The 18,493-nt window shown below is 35.1% G+C and carries 17 protein-coding genes and 1 pseudogene; 4 read left to right on the top strand and 14 right to left on the bottom strand.

What is annotated here, in order from left to right:
* Positions 1 to 32: 32 nt before the first annotated feature.
* The 10 genes and pseudogenes from CP355_RS10260 to CP355_RS02220 all read right to left on the bottom strand — a co-directional run bounded on the left by CP355_RS10260 (position 33) and on the right by CP355_RS02220 (position 8,207).
* Positions 33 to 173: a hypothetical protein gene (locus CP355_RS10260; protein WP_158227429.1), complete on the bottom strand. Its 141-nt coding sequence runs from the start codon at positions 171 to 173 to the stop codon at positions 33 to 35.
* Between the two features lie 570 nt (positions 174 to 743).
* On the bottom strand, positions 744 to 1,406 hold the full coding sequence (locus CP355_RS02265) for a putative quinol monooxygenase (RefSeq protein WP_098043798.1): 663 nt from the start codon (positions 1,404 to 1,406) through the stop codon (positions 744 to 746).
* A 95-nt stretch (positions 1,407 to 1,501) separates the two neighbouring features.
* Complete coding sequence (locus CP355_RS02260) at positions 1,502 to 2,050, bottom strand: hypothetical protein (protein ID WP_005719232.1); 549 nt, start codon at positions 2,048 to 2,050, stop codon at positions 1,502 to 1,504.
* An 89-nt stretch (positions 2,051 to 2,139) separates the two neighbouring features.
* Entirely contained in the window at positions 2,140 to 2,757 is a 618-nt protein-coding gene (locus tag CP355_RS02255) for a LysR family transcriptional regulator substrate-binding protein (RefSeq protein ID WP_098043797.1), read from the bottom strand.
* On the bottom strand, positions 2,747 to 2,908 hold the full coding sequence (locus CP355_RS10350) for a hypothetical protein (protein WP_005719234.1): 162 nt from the start codon (positions 2,906 to 2,908) through the stop codon (positions 2,747 to 2,749). Before CP355_RS10350 ends, CP355_RS02255 begins: the two co-directional genes overlap by 11 nt.
* A gap of 15 nt (positions 2,909 to 2,923) precedes the next feature.
* Positions 2,924 to 4,090, bottom strand: coding sequence for an enhanced intracellular survival protein Eis (gene eis, locus CP355_RS02245; RefSeq protein WP_098043796.1), 1,167 nt, complete (start codon positions 4,088 to 4,090; stop codon positions 2,924 to 2,926).
* Positions 4,091 to 4,205: 115 nt separating this feature from the next.
* The gene (gene citX / locus CP355_RS02240; RefSeq protein ID WP_013086469.1) at positions 4,206 to 4,742 is read right to left on the bottom strand and encodes a citrate lyase holo-[acyl-carrier protein] synthase; all 537 of its coding nucleotides are present in this window, start codon (positions 4,740 to 4,742) and stop codon (positions 4,206 to 4,208) included.
* Between the two features lie 13 nt (positions 4,743 to 4,755).
* A pseudogene (locus CP355_RS02235) lies at positions 4,756 to 5,981 on the bottom strand (peptide transporter).
* 80 nt (positions 5,982 to 6,061) lie between these two features.
* A complete protein-coding gene (arcA, locus tag CP355_RS02225) occupies positions 6,062 to 7,291 on the bottom strand; it encodes an arginine deiminase (protein WP_098043794.1) in 1,230 nt (409 codons plus the stop codon).
* Between the two features lie 61 nt (positions 7,292 to 7,352).
* Positions 7,353 to 8,207 (bottom strand): LysR family transcriptional regulator, encoded by an 855-nt coding sequence (locus tag CP355_RS02220; protein ID WP_087176044.1) that lies wholly within the window; start codon positions 8,205 to 8,207, stop codon positions 7,353 to 7,355.
* A 125-nt stretch (positions 8,208 to 8,332) separates the two neighbouring features.
* Between CP355_RS02220 and CP355_RS02215 the strand changes: the two genes are divergently transcribed.
* Positions 8,333 to 10,606 carry an HAD-IC family P-type ATPase gene (locus CP355_RS02215; protein WP_098043793.1) on the top strand — a complete coding sequence of 758 codons (2,274 nt, stop codon included), beginning with the start codon at positions 8,333 to 8,335 and terminating at the stop codon, positions 10,604 to 10,606.
* A gap of 64 nt (positions 10,607 to 10,670) precedes the next feature.
* Here CP355_RS02215 and CP355_RS02210 read toward each other — a convergent pair whose 3' ends face one another.
* The gene (locus CP355_RS02210; RefSeq protein WP_025005953.1) at positions 10,671 to 11,171 is read right to left on the bottom strand and encodes an SLAP domain-containing protein; all 501 of its coding nucleotides are present in this window, start codon (positions 11,169 to 11,171) and stop codon (positions 10,671 to 10,673) included.
* Positions 11,172 to 11,321: 150 nt separating this feature from the next.
* Here CP355_RS02210 and cls point away from each other — a divergent pair, with 150 nt between their 5' ends.
* From cls to cysK, 3 genes are all read left to right on the top strand, one after another.
* Positions 11,322 to 12,812 (top strand): cardiolipin synthase, encoded by a 1,491-nt coding sequence (cls, locus tag CP355_RS02205; RefSeq protein ID WP_098043792.1) that lies wholly within the window; start codon positions 11,322 to 11,324, stop codon positions 12,810 to 12,812.
* Between the two features lie 129 nt (positions 12,813 to 12,941).
* Entirely contained in the window at positions 12,942 to 13,733 is a 792-nt protein-coding gene (locus CP355_RS02200; protein ID WP_098043791.1) for a homoserine O-succinyltransferase, read from the top strand.
* 14 nt (positions 13,734 to 13,747) lie between these two features.
* Positions 13,748 to 14,677: a cysteine synthase A gene (gene cysK, locus CP355_RS02195; protein ID WP_098043790.1), complete on the top strand. Its 930-nt coding sequence runs from the start codon at positions 13,748 to 13,750 to the stop codon at positions 14,675 to 14,677.
* A gap of 99 nt (positions 14,678 to 14,776) precedes the next feature.
* Here the strand turns inward: cysK and CP355_RS02190 are convergent, their stop codons facing one another.
* The 3 genes from CP355_RS02190 to CP355_RS02180 all read right to left on the bottom strand — a co-directional run bounded on the left by CP355_RS02190 (position 14,777) and on the right by CP355_RS02180 (position 18,491).
* Positions 14,777 to 15,304, bottom strand: coding sequence for an adenine phosphoribosyltransferase (locus tag CP355_RS02190; RefSeq protein ID WP_025005950.1), 528 nt, complete (start codon positions 15,302 to 15,304; stop codon positions 14,777 to 14,779).
* 104 nt (positions 15,305 to 15,408) lie between these two features.
* Positions 15,409 to 17,682: a single-stranded-DNA-specific exonuclease RecJ gene (recJ, locus tag CP355_RS02185; RefSeq protein WP_098043789.1), complete on the bottom strand. Its 2,274-nt coding sequence runs from the start codon at positions 17,680 to 17,682 to the stop codon at positions 15,409 to 15,411.
* Between the two features lie 119 nt (positions 17,683 to 17,801).
* Positions 17,802 to 18,491: a class A sortase gene (locus tag CP355_RS02180; RefSeq protein ID WP_025005948.1), complete on the bottom strand. Its 690-nt coding sequence runs from the start codon at positions 18,489 to 18,491 to the stop codon at positions 17,802 to 17,804.
* Positions 18,492 to 18,493 lie beyond the last annotated feature (2 nt).

Here is an 18,493-nt window from a genome sequence, read left to right as displayed (position 1 = left end):
TTCAATATACAGAATTTAATTTTCAAAAGTGTTCAATTTGAAATTGCAATTTTCGGTTGTAATTCTTTACTTGCATTAGGCAACAATTGATCAATCATTTGATTCATTGTTACCATTTCATTTAAATCAATATTTTGTTGTTCTAATAATGTTTGCTCTACTATTCCTGGCATTTCCAATCCTATATTCTTTTAATTTTTTCACAACAAAAAGGGCCATTACGGCCTATTTTGCAATAATACATCAATTTTCTCATTAATAAACTTAATGCACTTTCCATTTTACAACATTAACGCTATTTACGAAAAGGGCTACAAGCATATTCTCTATTTTTTAACCAAAACAAGCAGCATCCCATCGATACTGCTTTATTTTATGCGCAGTTGCACTAGACTTTGACTCTATTTCTATTTTACGTGCTAACCAGCCTTTTTTCTAGTTTTATTTTCTTAACTAATCCATTAGGTTTTACATATAAATTCTTAATATTATTTCGCTATTATAAGATCAATTAAGATGAAAGGAATGAGAACCTTGATTAAACTACTCTTAATTGGTGGATTATTTTTAACACTTGGTTTAATGGCCATCAGCTCAGTATTAATTAATAAACCAGCAGTAGCAAAGGTAAAACATCGCCACTAAAAACCAGAATAATATATGTTAATAAATCTTTTTCCCCTCTAACTAGAAAGACCAGGTTATGTACTCCACATAGCCTGGTCTTCTTTTCGTCTTATTCTTTATGGTTGGTAGAAAATTGCACCTTGGTCAACAATTACATCTGGTTGCAACTTACGTAAACTCTTACTTTCAACACAATATTTTGTATTATTCAAATACTCTTTGAAGTTCTTAGTTTCCAAGTGCTGCTTGTAAGCTTCATTATTACGATAAACTTCAATAGCTAACCATTCATTTGGTTGATTGGCAACAGTTCCTGCAATCATTGCCAAAATATCTTTTTCTTCTTCGACTGCCGTTTTCATTTCTTTCATTACAGCATGAGCAAACTCATCGCCCTTACCTAAAGAAACACCAATTTCAGTCAGATAAATAACATAATCATTTGATCCGGTAACTGCTAGTTTTTCTGCCTTTGTAGAAATAAATTCCGGAAACAATTCTACCTTTACTCGACTAGTTAAAATATCTTTAGCAACGTCAGTAAAATCCTTAAATTGCTTTGAATTAGCATGAGTATCATAACTTGCTTCGTCTTGATAGCATTCTACTACAAAATTAGTAGTTTCTTCGTCATGACTTGTCTGCATAAACAATGTGCCTGGTTCGTTTTCTTGAGAAGTAAGCATATTATGTTGCCCTGCCTTAACGAACTTTGCATGATCCCCTTTATTAGTTTCTAGTTTATATAAACGCAAAATTGGTGTTTGTTTTAATTTCATAACTTCTCCTCCAAGAATTAATTTTGTCACTATTATACTAAATTTTACCGCGTCTATTAGTAAAAAACATCCCTTAGTTAAGGGATGTCACAAAACTATAACGTGTAATTAACTTTCTTAAACTTGTAGTCCTTCATTTTTTTAGCTAATTTCTTGCTTCTGAAGTAGTTACCACCATCATATCTACTAGAATAAACCAGCACGTTATGCTTTTTACCATTAATGGTTTGTGGTACCACTCGATAAAGACTCCAATTTTCAAAAGTAATCCACGGATCAATCTCATAGAATGTATCATTCTTCATTTTGGTAGTTTTACCAGACATCCAGTTTTGCGTTACCTTATCAAAGTTCTTCTGGTTAGCAATTCTACCATTGAAGTAATCACTAATTGTCGAAGCCTCCTGGGTAAATATTGGTTTGCCATTAACAGTATGTTCAGTAAAGGTGATCTTTGTGCCATTATGTGCATTACGATCATAAGAGTACCAAGTACCCTGCATCTTTTTTGGAATAGTAACCTGTACACCATTACCATAAGTTGAAGCATCAACAGTCTCAACTTGACTAGCCAAACCAGTTAATCCTAAAACAAGTACCATTGATGTTAAAGGTAACAAAGTTCTTTTTAGCATAAAAATCATCTCCAGAATGTAAAATATATGAATCCGCTTTCATAATATATTTTACAGTATCTTATAGTACTTAGACAAGATATTTTTAACTTTACAGATTAATATTCTTGCTGCAATAGCTTTATAAACTCACTACTTAACGCTGAATTTGACTTATAAAAAGCCATTATCTTTTGCTTTATTAACTGACCATGATCAAGCAAGAAAAGTGGCTGCAAATCTGCAGTATTAATTAACCTAACCGTATTCTCATTTAAAATAAAATAGCCAGACCCAGAGGCGACCAACAGTGCTGCTTCTTCAACCGAGTTAGAAGCGATGAATTGACTGCCAATTTGATACAAATCTTTAAATAAATGTAGCTCACTAACCTCTTCTTCAGGTTTAGCCACAATAAAACAAGTCATATCATTGAGCTCGTCTTTTTCAATCATTTGAATGCCATTAGGATACATTCCCTTGGGCAAAATTGCCATTACACCAGCTTGAGTCAATTCTGTTTCATCAAAGTTAAGATTCTCGTCACGCAAATCATTGATTGCTATGTCTGCTTCATCTTCATTCAATTTTGCAAAAGCACCATCATGACTAGTCGCAAGTAGTTTTACATCTACATTAGGATGTTTTAACACAAAATGCTGCACTGCCTGATCTAATTCCTTACGACCTAATTGGTCAAAATATGCAATCTTTAATTCCGTCATTTTATTTTTCATCCAGCGGTGCGTGTCCTTCTTCTGCTACTCTTCTTTTATCCTTAGTATCTTCATGCTTATTAAGTGCCATCAAGGCAAAAAAGATCAAATTCAAACCACTAACTACAATGCCAAATAATTTTATTAAATTGAGTTTCTTTTCTTTGCTCATTTTTTAACCTCACAACTAAAAATAATCATAAAATGATACATCGCCTTTAACGAAATCTAATTTTTGGATGCGGTAATCTGTAATTAATCCTAGTTTAACAGCAGCATTCATGGTTAGTCTACCTAATAGTACCTGGGTCCACGCGGTAATTGATCCCGAAAAATCAACCAATGCATCTTCCTTACGTTCTACCGCTACCTTACGTCCATGATTACTTAATTGCCAAACTCCAATATTCCAAGGACACTGTTCATCGCTATTGACTTCCAGATTAAAATCACCTTCTTGCATTGGCCGCATACAAGCCAAAACTTTTTCAAAATCAATAATTCGACTCATCATATAAGGACGCAAATCAACTTGGAGTTCGTTTTGTTCAGGAAAAAGTTCAGCTCGTAACGATTTCTCTGGTACGCTCATTTTAAATTGCTTAACACTGCCCGCGTGCGAACCCATAAAACCAAACATACTCAGTAATCCCTGCGGCGTAATTGCGTACATTTCATCAGCTAAAAAAGTATTGTCTCTAATGCGATAAATCAAGTAACTAATTGGCCGCTCATCCGCGTCAAAATAAACGGCTACATTGCGGTGATGATAATAAGAATCAAGTCTATTCCACCACCATGCCTCACGTATAACCGTGTTACGTTCATCATCAGTATGCAGTTGACGTTCATAAAGTTGAATCACACCATTTTGAACAGCTAAATTGTCCCACTTGCCACGCACTATATGACCAGAACGTGGTAATTTAAAACTACGCAATGCGCTTCCATCAAAGCGATATTCTTTTTGATAAATACTATTGCTAAACCCGTACTGGCGATAAAAGCTCTCCGAAAATGGTGCCAGGTTAGCAAACGGAATATCTTGCCTATGTAAGTCATGCAAAATTTCTTTCATTAATTGGGAAATATGACCTTGGCCACGATACTCAGGATATGAAGCTACATAACCTATTCCAGCCATCGGTAAATGATGCCCAAAAACATCACTTTTAAATCGATTAACCATAATATAGCTAGCTAATTTTTCCTTATCAAAATAGCCATAACCTGTACTATGATCATAACGACTCATAAAATTTTCGTCTTTAGTCAAATCATTATTTTTCAAAAATGCATATTGAATTAATGCCGTAATTTGCTTTAAATTATTCTTATTTTTCTTTAATTTCATGCTTATTCCTATACGTACATCTATAAATTTATTCATTACTATTTTAGTTCATTTTTTTAATTTTTAACTAGATTTTTCATAAAAATAAACCGGAATCATAAAATCCCGGTTTATTTTACGCAACGTATTCTTGATAAAGCTGAGAGATAAATGCCTGCATCTGTTCCACTGAATGTCTCCGGCTGCGAGCACATTCTTTAGCAGGGCGATCACATAAAAAGCACTTACGTGGCTGCCTGCCCAAATCTCTGCGTGAAATTGCAGCTTGTTTATTTTTTACCAACACGTCTGCATCAAAGAGACGTCCCAATGATGTCTGATCTTCAAAATCAATTGTTGAGCGCTTTACTTTTTCAATTGACAAAGATAATACATAGAAGTTTTCACAGCCACTATCATCATTAAGCTGTGTCACCAATTTAAAATGATAACCTAGGTTAGTCCAAGCATTTTCCAGCTCATTGATACCAAACATAAACATTTTAGTTAAATAGCGATTATTCTTGATTGGTCCTGGGATATTCATCTTAATGTCGACTAGAGTTTGATTAGGATACTTATTAAAAATCTTATGTTGTACAGCTACTCGCCTATCTTTAGCTGCTAAAACTTGGGCAATATCCTGCTTTTTTCCTTCATTAAAAATATTCATTTTTATCACCCAGTTAATTATAAACGATTGTGCCGACTCCGTCTGCTAGTTTGTTGGCATTGCTCAAAGAGGTGATAATTGCTAAATTACCTGTTTTTTCTACAAATTCAATTGCAGCTTCTATCTTAGGCTTCATACTCCCAGCTGCGAAATAACCTTCTGCTAGGTATTGTTTGAGCTGTTCAACTTTTATTTTACCAATTGCTTGTTGATTTTCTTTGCCATAATTCAAAAATGCATGATCCACCGTTGTTAGAATTACTAATTCATCAGCGTTGATATCTTCTGCCATTTTAGCAGCGGAAAAATCTTTATCAATTACGCCGGCAACACCTCTGAGATGCCCATCTTTCACAATAACAGGGATGCCACCACCGCCACAGGCAATCGGAATAAATAAATTTCCTAAAGTAGCCGCCATCACTGCTTTAATTGAATGCAATCGATTTTCAGCTTCTGTAAATTGCCAAGCATACTTTGAATTAAAGACCTCATCAGTTACTTCCATCTCATTTAAGCCATATTTTTCATAGATTTCTTCTCCCACCTGAGTTGTTCGATCATGAAAAGCTGGCAAACAATGCATAAAGATCAATTGGTCATCTGGTGTACCAGTCATTTGCATCATTTTCATTGTGACCGTATATGGCTTTAATAATTTAATTCGTTCAGACCAATCATTTTCACCCATCGAAACCCAAACATCGGTATAAACAACATTGGCTCCTTTAACGCCCTGAGCAATATCATCTGTGATCAAATTTTTTGAACCTGAATCTTGGGCAAAATTTTGAGCAATTTTTTGTACATCAGGATGTGTAAACAAAGGCTTGGGTGTAACAATATGTACATTAACACCTAACATTGAGCCACAAACTAAAAGACTGTCGGCAACATTATCGCGGCCATCACCCATTTCCAAACAGGAACGCCAGAATATTTAGCCAGCTATTCTACATCTTCTTGAGCAAAACCGCGATATTCAATTCCATCATACATTGAGCCTAGGACTTTAGCCGTATCCTTGACGCTTTCTTTTTTACCTAAGTGGATCTCGCTTGCGCCTAGATATTCTGGATGAGCGCCTAAATCATTACAAGCTACTACAAAAGCAGATCGCGTTCTAGTTGATGCTTTTTCAAAAAGTAGTGCAATATTTTTACCTTTCAGATATTCATGCGGGATATGCTCTTTTTTAAGTTCTTTTAAATGTAATGCAAAATCAATTAAATATGAAATTTCAGCTGGAGTATAGTCTTTACAATCGAGAAAACTTCTACCTTGAAAAACGTTTTATAAATATTTCATTTTTCTGCCTCTTACAAATCTTCACGAACAAGTGGACATGACATGCATCTTGATCCTCCGCGACCACGAGAAAGCTCACTTGAATGAATCTTATGAACTAAAATGCCATGTTTTCTTAACAAATCATTTGATACATAATTACGATCATAAGTAACGACTTCACCTGGTGCAATAGCCAAGGTATTTGAGCCGTCATTCCATTGTTCACAAGCAGCCGCAATCGAATCACCATTGCCAGTCGGAATTAAGTCAATCTCTGATACGTGTAAGTATTTCTTTAAAACTTTAACCAAATCATTTTCTGGCGTAATTTTAACCTCACCATGATCGTCTTGCTCTAAAACATAAATATCAATTTTCCCTGCTTTATCTAAAATAAAAGGATGAACGGTGAATTGATCATAATTAATCATTGTAAAGACCGTGTCTAAGTGCATCATAGCATGATTGTGCGGTATTTTGATTGCTAAAATTATGTCATAACTAGAATGACCAAAAAGACTATGAGCAAGATCGGTAATGGCAGCTGCTGAAGTTCTTTGAGAAATACCAATCGCTAAAACATGATTGTTCAAAACTAATTCATCGCCGCCCTCTAAGCGTCCATGAGTATAACGATCTCGCCAGACAGGAATATTGGCATCTTTAAATTTGGGATGATGCTTCAATATAGCTTCCATAAATAAAGATTCACGTCTTCTAGCTCTAAATGTCATCCTATTAATAGTCATGCCATTAGCAATTGCCGCTTGTTGATCACGGGTAAAATATACATTTGGCATCGGATCTAAGTAAAATGGATAATCTGGATCTTCAGCTAGATCGGCTAATGAAGGTGTTATATTTTGTATTTCATTTTTTCTAATTCCAGCAATTATCTGTTTAACCATGTCATTTACTGGCAAGGCCATTAAATAATCCATTAACAGTTGATGTAATGGATCTTCTTTTTTGATGTTAGATTCTTCTAATAATTGATCTACAAATTTCGTGCGGACATCTTTATTAGTCAAAGATTGTGCTAATAAATCTTCTAAATAAGCGACATGAACTCCCTGTTTTTCCAAAGTATGGGCAAAATAATCATGTTCTTTTTGTGCAATTTTCAAATACGGAATATCATCAATTAACATCCGATTTAAAATATCCGGTGAAAGATTTTCTAATTCTTTTCCTGGCCGATGTAACATAACTGTTTTCAATTTGCCAATTTCGGAATAAACATGAATTAAGTCAGTCATTATACCGTCTCATTGTATCCGCTTACAATAATTATGGATCAATTAGTTACAAGTTACAATCTTAAAGGCTTAAAGCATCAATTATTCTTTTCATTAATGGCGTAACCTTTTGATCTTTACGCCATGCTAATTGTAAATGTGTTATCCAGTTACTATGCTTAATCGGAATAAGATCACCAGGAGCATATGTAGAGGCAATGGATTCCGGAACAAGAGCCACTCCCATTTTTCGTTTAGCCCAGGTGATCGCTGTTCTGGAATCATCACATTTAACAGCATAAAACGGTTTAATTCCATGATGAGCAAAAGTTTGATTAAAAATCTCTTCAAATCGCCGGTAGATAATAAGAGGCTGCTCATTTAAATCTTTAATTCTTAATTCCGTTTTATCCTTAAATTTAGGATCAACAGTAACTGCCATCATTCTTTCTGTAGTTAAAGTTTTCGCCTTTAAACCGTTACGATTATAGGGAGTACGAACAATACCTAAATCGATTGTTTTCTTTTCCAATTTATCGATAATACCAAAAGTATTGTCCTCATAAATATCAAAGTTAATTTCAGGATAAAATTCAGTTAAGGCTTGAAAATTCTTCATAGGAATAAGACCAGTTGATGAAGAAGCCATTCCAATTGCAACTGTGCCTAATTCGCCAGAAATGGTCTTGTGGACCTGATTCTTAGCACTTTCAGATAGCGATAAGATTTCACTAGCATAGCTCTGTAAAATTTGTCCCGCATCCGTTAATTCGATACCATGAGCAGTCCGCTTGAATAATTGTGCTCCCAATTCTTTTTCCAATTGCTTTAATTGATAACTTAACGGTGGTTGCGCAATATAAAGTCTTTTAGCCGCAGACGTGATTTGTTTTTCTTCGGCTACTACTAAAAAGTAACGTAATTGTTTAATATTCATTGATCTATCCTTTTTATTTTGGTTACAGGTCTTATTAAAATTTTTTATATCTTATATTTTAATTTAGTATTTTCATCTCCACAACATATGTGCTACTTTATTAAGGTAGATTTGGAGGGAATAAAATGTCTGAAAAATTTCACGGCTTAACTCAAGCCGAAGCAGAAAAACGACTTAAAGAAGATGGTCTAAACGAAGTTCCTGAACCTGAATACAACTTCTTTAAGGAATTTTTATCAAAATTATGGAATCTCTCTGCTTGGATTCTTGAAGGTGCATTAATCCTTGAATGTATCCTCGGCAAGTGGATTCAATCATTATTTGTTTTATTCATGCTTCTTTTTGCAGCTTTTAACGGTGCATCAAAGAAGAAGCAATCACGACGGGTATTAAATACCATCTCACACGAATTAACGCCTAAAGTTGCTGTAGAGCGTGATGGTAAGTGGATTAAAATTGACTCTAAGCAATTGGTTAAAGGCGATTTAATTTCACTTCAACGTGGGGATGTTTTAGCTGCTGACGTAAAAATAGTTAGTGGCAACATTGCCTGTGACGAAAGTTCAATTACTGGTGAATCTAAAGCTGTTAAAAAGAATATCGATGATACAGCTTATGCTGGTACCACTGTAGTTGAGGGCGACGGCTTAGCAATCGTTACTGCAACTGGTAAGGATTCTAGAAGTGGTAAAACCATTAATTTGATTAACAACTCAGCTGCACCTGGTCACTTGCAACAACTTTTAACAAAGATTATCTACTACCTTTGCTTACTCGATGGTGTACTTACCTTAGTTATCATCATTGCTTCATTCTTTAAGGGCGGCAATTTCGATACCTTTATTAATATGTTGCCATTCTTGGCTATGATGTTTATTGCTTCAATTCCTGTTGCCATGCCATCAACTTTTGCATTATCCAACTCATTTGAAGCAACTCGCTTAAGTAAAGAAGGCGTCTTAACTGCCGATTTAACCGGTATTCAAGATGCGGCTAACTTAAACTTACTTTTACTTGATAAGACCGGTACAATCACTGAAAATAAAACAGCCGTTGCTAGCTGGAGCGATTTAAGTGATTTACCTGATCAAGACGTTTTAGTTTTAGCTGGTAGTGCAACCGACAAACGTAATGCAGGTATTATTGATATTGCTATTGATGAATACTTAAAAGAAAATGGCATCCCTGTCATGGACGCTGATCACTTCACCCCATTTACTTCTGACACCGGTTATTCTATGGCAGAAGTTGATGGTCATAACGTTAAGTTAGGTTCATTTAAGCAACTTTCCTTAATCGATAAAAATGCTAATGAAGTGGTCGAAGGTATTAACTTTAAGGCTGGACGTTCAGTTGCTGTGTTGATCGATGATAAGCTTGCAGGAGTCTTTATCTTACAAGATAAGGTAAGAAAAGATTCCAAGGCTGCTTTGGCAGAACTTAAAAAGCGTGGCGTACGTCCAATTATGTTAACTGGTGATAACCAAAGAACGGCTGCAGCTGTCGCTGAACAAGTTGATTTAACTGGGAATGTTATCTCTATTCATGACTTCGATGAAAGCACTGATGTTGGTGAATTAGCTGGTATCGCCGATGTTTTGCCTGAAGACAAACTTAAAATGGTTAAATTCTTCCAAGAAAAAGGCTACATCGTTGGTATGACTGGTGATGGTGTTAACGATTCTCCTGCTTTAAAGCAAGCTGAAGTTGGTATTGCTGTTTCTAACGCTGCCGATGTTGCTAAACGTTCAAGTAAGATGGTACTTCTGGATGACGGCTTAAGTTCTATTGTTAAGATTCTTGATGCGGGTCACCGTGTATACCAAAGAATGACTACTTGGTCACTTACTAAACTCGCTAGAACTGCCGAATTAACTATGCTTTTAACCTTTGGTTACCTCTTCTTCAACTATATTCCAATGGCATTAAACGCAATGGTTATTTATACAGTTATGAATAATATGGTAACTATGATGATCGGTACTGACCGGACTCATATTACTTACAAGCCTGAAAACTGGAATATGGCAAGATTAGCTAAAATTGCATTTTCACTTGCTGCAGGTTGGACAATTATCGGTTTCGCATTTGTCAGCTACCTAAACTTACATGGCTGGAGTCATAATTCAATTTCTACCATGGTTTATGTTTACTTAGTTCTTAGTGCAATGCTAATTGTATTGATTACTAGAACTCGTAAATACTTCTGGCAAGATTATCCATCTAAATTAGTTGGTATCGTCCAAATTGCTGACGTCGCATTAACATTTATTTTAGCCTTGTGTGGCTTGGCAATGGCTCAAATTAGTTGGCAAAACTTATTAATTACGGTTGTAGTGGCATTGGTTGCTGCAGTCATTATTGATTTGATTTACCAACCTGTAATGAAAAATAGATAATTATAAAATATAAAAAAAGCACTCTGATTACTACATTGTAGTTTCAGAGTGCTTTTTATTTTGACTAATAATTAGAAACTGTAGTCAAGACGTTTAAAGCTTTAACATATTCGCCATCGGCAATTTTAATAAATGGCTTTTCATTAATTTCTTTATGACCTAAGTAATTAACCTTAGCGCCACGCTTCAAAAACTTGCCTGGAATTTTTTCGCCCTTCTCATCATAAATAAAGGAAGGCTTCTTAATTCTATTAACTACCTTTATAGTGGACTTCATATATGGCAAGAATGCTTCTTCTTTAACAAATCTATTCTTACGAATCTTTACATAAGTATCACCATTAATTATCTTTATAGCACGTACTTTGTAAAGTTTTCCCTTTCTCAGATGTCCAACTTTAACACCATGCTTATTATAAACAGTAGCATTTCTAGTTAGATTTAATCTTTTACCTTGTCTAACTGGATTGGTAATGGCTGCGTCAACACTTTGTGTAGTTGCTACGCCCAATCCAATAACTGCCAACATTATACCTGCAGCAGAAATAATTTGCTTTCTCATCATAATCCACCCCCGTAGTGTTTATACCATTTTTCACCTTTATTTTATCAAAAATAATTCAATTAGAAGCATTTTTTACTCAACTGTTTTATAACTATTTCTTTAATTCTGCTAAAATTATCTATAACACTACTTACAAGGGAGTAATTACTTATGATTTTAACTTGGGATATAATTCGTAGAACTATTGAAGTACTATGGATTATTAACATTGCATTCGCTGTTTGGACGGTTTTTAGAAGTCGTCGCAGTGTTGTTGCAACTTGGGCATGGATGCTGGTATTAACTGTTTTGCCAGGTATTGGCTTTATTCTCTATCTCTTCTTTGGACGTCAGCTTTCACATGATGAAATTTTTGCTATTCAAGAAGAACAGAAAAAGGTGCAAAGACATTATTTAGCTGAACAGCGCGATATGCTTAAAGAACATGATCTTTTGCCTGAAAAAGAACGACTTCCACGGGTAAGAATGCTTTCAGAATTAAATCTTAACAATGATGATGCAATTTTAACTTTTGACAATCAAGTTAAGGTTTTTACCTCTGGGCCAGAGCTTTTTGATCAAATGATCCTTGATATTAAAAATGCTAAAAAATCTATTAGTTTGGAATTTTATACTTTTTATTCTGATCAATTGGGCAAGCGAGTTTTAAAGGCTCTAGAAGCGGCTGCAGCTAATGGTGCTAAAGTACGGGTGATTTATGATACTTCTGGATCACGTGGCACTAAGCCTGCTTTTTTTGACCATCTGCGTGAATTAGGTGGTGAGGCTCAACCATTCATTTCTACTTCCAAAAAGCACTGGTTTACTACACCTCGACTTAATTATCATTTGCATAGAAAATTGGTCATTATTGATCACCACATTGGTTATATTGGCGGATTTAATATTGGAGATCAATATGTTAATAAATCACCCAAATTTGGTCATTGGCGCGACACTCACTTGCGCGTAATTGGACAATCATCTGTTTTAATGGAAGTCCGTTTTGCAATGGATTGGAACACTTCAATCAGAAGAACTAATTTACCTAAATTTGAATTAAAAGAACTCAAATCATTTAGAGTTAACCGCAAGGACATTAATGATAGTAAGAATGTAGCAATGCAGATTGTTTCCTCAGGTCCCGACAACCAACACTATGGAATTAGGCGAGGCTACCAGGGAATCATTGCAGGAGCCAAAAAATATATCTATATTCAAACGCCTTATTTAATTCCTGAAGAATCAATTCTTGAAGCTTTAATTATTGCCGCTAATAGTGGAATTGATGTGCGAATTATGATCCCATGTATGCCTGATCACCCATTTGTTTACCGAGCTACGGAATATTATGCTAAATACTTAGTAGCTCACAATGTTAAAGTTTATAAATATAATGATGGCTTTATTCATGCTAAAACGATGGTGAGTGGCTCTAATATTTCTTCAGTTGGTTCTGCCAATCAAGACTTCCGGAGTTATACATTAAACTTCGAAGTAAATTCATTCAATTATAATCCTGCCCTAACTCAAGAATTAAAAGAAATTTTTGAAAAAGACTTAGATAAATGTACTCTTTTAACTAATGAATACTTCGCCAAACAGTCTTCATGGTTAAAATTCAAACAATACTTTTCAAGATTATTATCACCTATTTTTTAAAACGAAAAACCCTTTATCAGTATATCTGATAAGGGATTTTGTTTTCTAAATAATGCAGTTTTATTTCTTTACTTATTTTTTATAAGCTGTATAATGATATTAACTATTAAAAAGTAAGGAGGATAAAACTTGGCTAATAGAGTAAAACTAGGCGTTTTGAATTTAATGCATGATAAGTTAGATACTCAACAAAGATTTGCACATGTTTTACCAGACGCAGACCTGACTTTCTTTTACCCACGTATGCATTATCAAAATCGTCCTGTTCCACCCGAAGTTGCTAAAATTTCTCAACCATTAGATCTTAATCATATCCAAGATTTCGATGGCTTTATTATTACTGGTGCTCCGTTAGATCACCTGGATTTTGAGCAAGTCACCTATATCGAGGAAGTCCGATGTTTGCTTCAGTTATTAGATAAATACAAATTACAGCAATTATATTTTTGCTGGGGCGCAATGGTAGCTTTAGATTACTTTTACGATATTCAAAAAAGAATTTTGGCGGAAAAAATCTTTGGTACTTTTCCTCACTTAATAATCGAACCAAATTCCTTATTAAATGGTCTTAGCCAAGGATTTATTGCTCCACATGCTCGTTACGCTGAAATGGACAAAGCACAGACTATGCAAGATCCACGCTTAACTATTAATTCAGTAGACGACAACGGCCATCTATTTATGGTATCTTCTTTAACAAAACCAGAGCAAAATTTCGTTTTCTCTCACATTGAATATGATCGTGAAGGTTTAAAGAAGGAATATGAAAGAGAAATTGCCGCACATCCAGAGCGACATTACAAAAGGCCTGAAAATTATTCATTATCTGCTCCACTTTTTCAGTGGAAAGATACTCAAAAAATATTCTTTGATAATTGGTTAACCCAGGTCAAAAAAAGCAAATTAGTGTTAGATAAATAAGAGAGGTATACATTATGTCTACAATTTTTAATTCAGTTACAGAACTTATCGGAAACACCCCATTACTTAAGCTAAATCGTGTTGTCCCTGACGATGCGGCAGATGTTTACGTAAAGTTGGAATTTGAAAATCCAGCTGGTTCAATTAAAGATAGAATTGCTTTAGCCATGATTGAAAAAGCAGAACGAGATGGTATTTTAAAGCCAGGCGGTACAATCGTAGAACCAACTTCAGGCAATACTGGTATTGGTTTGGCTATGGTTGCCGCAGCTAAAGGTTATCATATTATCATTGTGATGCCGGAAACTATGAGCATTGAGCGTCGTAAATTGATGAAGAGCTACGGTGCTGAACTCATTTTGACACCAGGTGCAGACGGTATGAAGGGCTCAATTGCCAAGGCTGAAGAACTCGTTAAAGAAAAAGGTTACTTCATGCCAATGCAATTTAATAATGCTGAAAACCCTAATATTCATGAATTAACTACAGGACCGGAAATTATTGCTGCAATGAACGGAATTGGTAAATCAATTGACGCATTTGTAGCTGGTGTTGGTACTGGTGGTACTTTATCAGGAATTGGACATGCTCTTAAACGTGAAAATTCAGCTACTAAGGTATTTGCATTAGAACCAACTGAATCTCCATTATTAAAAGATGGTAAGACTGGGAAACATGGTATTCAAGGAATTGCCGCTGGTTTCATCCCTAAGAATTTAGATAAGAATATTTACGACGATGTTGTCACTGTTTCTACTGATGAAGCAATGGCTACTGCTCGTGAAGTCGCTAAAAATGAAGGATTCTTACCTGGTATTTCAGCCGGTGCAAATATTCATGGTGCAATTGAAATTGCTAAAAAATTAGGTAAAGGACATACTGTCATTACCGTAGTTCCAGATGGCGGCGATCGTTACCTTTCAACTGCATTATTTAATGATTAAATCTTAATATTATGAAAAATACTCCTAAGGGAATTTCCCCTAGGAGTATTTTTTAATTTCTGTTGATTTTGCATCAATAATTAATGATGCATGATTATTTTATGCACCGTGATATTGAACAAGTGAGTAAATATCAACATCAGGCAACTTTTCTCTACCCTTTAAATCAGGTAATTCAATATAAAATGCGGCACCTACAAGCTTACCACCAAGATTTTCAATTAATTCCTTAGAAGCTCTTAAAGTACCTGCTGTGGCCATTAAATCGTCACAGATAACAACTCTTTGACCAGGCTTAATTGCATCCTTATGCATTTCAAGGCTATTTGAACCGTATTCCAAGTCATATGAAGCACGTTCAACTTCTCTTGGCAACTTGTGTGGCTTTCTTGCTGGGACAAAGCCTAAGCCTAACTCAGTTGCAACAGGACAGCCTACAATAAAGCCACGTGCTTCAGGACCTACGATCACATCTGCCTTTCTACTCTTTGCATATTCTGCCAATTCATGAGTAGCAGCACGATATAAATCACCATCTTGCAAAATAGGTGTAATATCGCGAAAGACAATTCCCTTATTAGGAAAGTCCTTAACACTTGCAATATACTTACTAAAATCAATCGCCATAAGAAGAAAAACCTCCATAATTATCTGTGTTTGTATTCAAACACTTTTGACTTGTATATTTTACCAAAGATTTGTTATAAAAGCACTGAAATCTTGATATTTATCTACTTTTTTACAAAATTATTAACATATGTAATCAATTTTTGAGTAGGCATCGTCCTCAGTTGATTAATAAACTTAATTTGAGATTCCGTCGCCATTAAATATTTAGAAGCAGTCAAGGGTTGCTTTTTTGGATTAGATTCACCGACCAATTTTTGATCATCCAATTTAACAAAGCCTAATTCAAAGAATACTCGTAAAATAAACAACACACTATCATAATCCAAGCCTAAATAAGGTGCTACAGTTCGATAGTCGTCAGGCTTCAATGCAGGATGGGCATATATATACTTTAATACCTTGCCAAAATAACTTTTTGCAGGAATATGCTCTACAGGTAATTGATCCAATAAAAAGCGTAAATAGATTTGTTGATAATCTTTTTCTAAAGCAGTATTCAATTCTACTTGATTGCGTGGTACATCAAGTAAAGCAACTGTTTCACCAGATTGATCATAATCTTGGACCAAGCTAATCTTATCATCATCAATTTGAAGTCGATTTTTAACGATCGGAATATTCTTTTTATCAAACAGCAAATAGCGATCTGCAAAGCCCATGACAAATTTTTCCTGTCTTAAGTCGATCACTGACGTTGGAACTGCTAACTTTGGGGATGCGAATGCTATCCCTTCTATAATGCCTTGCAAAGATACCTGCTTACGATAGGTATTTAAAGACAAAGTAACGAAAATTTTAGCAATAAACGGCAATAGATTATTATTTAAATAGTCTTTATTAAAGCCCACAATTGCTAAACTACCGTCTTTTTTATTAGCCGTTAATTTAACGTGATTCTTATCTTTCCCTATTTTGAAAAAATTAGTAATAGTTGGATCCGAAATACTGAAAATTGGTTGCGGATCTCCAGTGCCAAATGGTCCAACTTGATTAATCTGAGCTAAAGTTTGAGGCGATAAACCATGCATAGGCAATTCCATATCATACTCTTTAGTCTCTAATCCACCTTCAACGTGAAAATCAGCCTCAAACTTTTCTCGCAGAGCACTTACTTTATCTTCTTCCATGGATAAACCACAAGCAAAATCATGACCACCAAATTTAGTCAGCAAACTCTCTTTTAAAGGATTAAGGGCATCAAAAAGATTGAAGCCAGTAAATGAACGACCTGAACCTTTAATCTCCCCTTCATCATTTTTAGTTAAAACGATAGTTGGCTTATGTAATTTTTCCACTATTTTATTAGCGACCAGACCCAAAACGCCCTCATGAAAATCAGGATCATATAAGACCAAAGTATTTTGCTTCTGCCAACTATTTTCACGAATTAATTCCATACAGCGATCATAAACTTCAGTAGTTAGCTCTTTGCGCTTATTATTTAAATCTTCAATCTGATCAGCAATTTTCTGAGCCTCAAGATCATCATCACTAAGCAAAAGTTGTACCGCTAAATTTGCATTAGCTAAGCGCCCCACTGCATTAAGCCGAGGAGCAATATTAAAGCCAACATCTGTTTCATTAATCGTTCCTAGCGTTAATCCAGCATTTTTGATCAGAGCTCTTAAACCAGGTCGCTCGGTTTGATTAAGCACATCTAAACCGCGCTTCACAATAATGTGACCTTCACCCGTCACTTTAACCATATCACCAATGGTGCCAATCATTGCTAAATCTAGCAATTCTGGTACAGGATCCTGCATAAGTTCACGGCAAATTGTGTAAGCCACGCCTGCACCACAATAGTCATCGAAAGGATATTTTTGTCCGGGGTAATTACAATGAACTGTTGCATAGGCATCGGGTTTAGATTCTTGAAAAGTATGGTGATCGGTAACAATCGTATCAACGCCATTATTTTTAGCATATTCAACTTCTTCAATTCCAGTTACGCCGTTGTCTACAGTAATGATTAACTTAGTACCATCAGCCACGATATCCTTATAGCGATCAAGATTTGGGCCATATCCATCTTTAAAACGGTCTGGTATAAAGTAATGAACATCTGCACCTAAAATACTCAGCGTCTCAGTCATAATTGTAGTGGCCGTGATACCATCAGCATCATAATCACCATAAATGGTAATCTTTTCGCCATTATCAATTGCTTGATTAATTCGATCGACCGCTTTATCCATATCATGCATCAAAGTTGGATCGGCTAAGTTTTCTTCGGTTGCGTTAAACCAAAAATCTAATTTTTTATCTGTATTAATACCACGTAATGCAAAAAGCCGTGCTGAGATTGGGCTAAGTTGATATTTTTCTATTAAATCTGGCGCTAATTCTTCAGCTGTTCTTTGTTGCCACTTCATTACTTTCAAAACACCTTACATTTCATAAAAATTAAAAGGCACTCATAATTGAGTGTCTTTATTGAAAAATCTAATTCTTATTCTAACGCAAATTTTGTTTGCATAAAAGTTCGAAGATTTTACTTCATTTTGAAGACTCGAAGATTCTCTGCGTTAGCCTTTTCCGTTTTAATCAAATTACCACGAATAGCCCAACGATTTGCACCACCATCAGCACAAGTAATTAAGGTCACTATCTTTTTCTTAGTATTATTAACTAACCAAACGGCTGATGGATCAACAACTTTTTTCATATAAATTCGGTAAACATAAACCTTCTTTAAATTAGTAAGGTAAATCAATTCACCTTTCTTGACATCCTCTAGTGGTGAGAAAAGAATACCTTTAGCAGTCATATAGTGACCAGCTAATGGATAGTTACCTTCACCCATTTTTTGGTCAGCACGCATTGTACCGCCACCGGTGGACATAGCATCGTCTGACATCCCTAGCATTATTGGTAAATGCATATTTACATCAGGAATAGCTAAAGCACCAATTGCACCTGAAGTCTTTTTTATCTGCGATCTCGTAGCTCGAGCCATATCCATCGACTTTACTTTACTAAAATCATACATTCCTTTTTTACGTTGATTTTTTTCAACTTCTTTTTTAGTCAAGCCGGTTAAAGTCGATTGCTGATTATGACTAATCATGTGATTGCTAATCTGCTTGTTAAAGATGAGAACAAGACCAACAATTAACAAAATGATCGCTAGAATTCTAATGACGATCGTGCTAATACTTGTTTTATGTTTATTTTTTGCCATAA

This window comes from Lactobacillus sp. UMNPBX4 (genome assembly GCF_002554115.1).
GTDB classification, from domain to species: Bacteria; Bacillota; Bacilli; order Lactobacillales; family Lactobacillaceae; genus Lactobacillus; species Lactobacillus gallinarum.
Note: the sequence above shows the minus strand (reverse complement) of the source record. Positions and strands in the feature narration are given on the sequence as shown.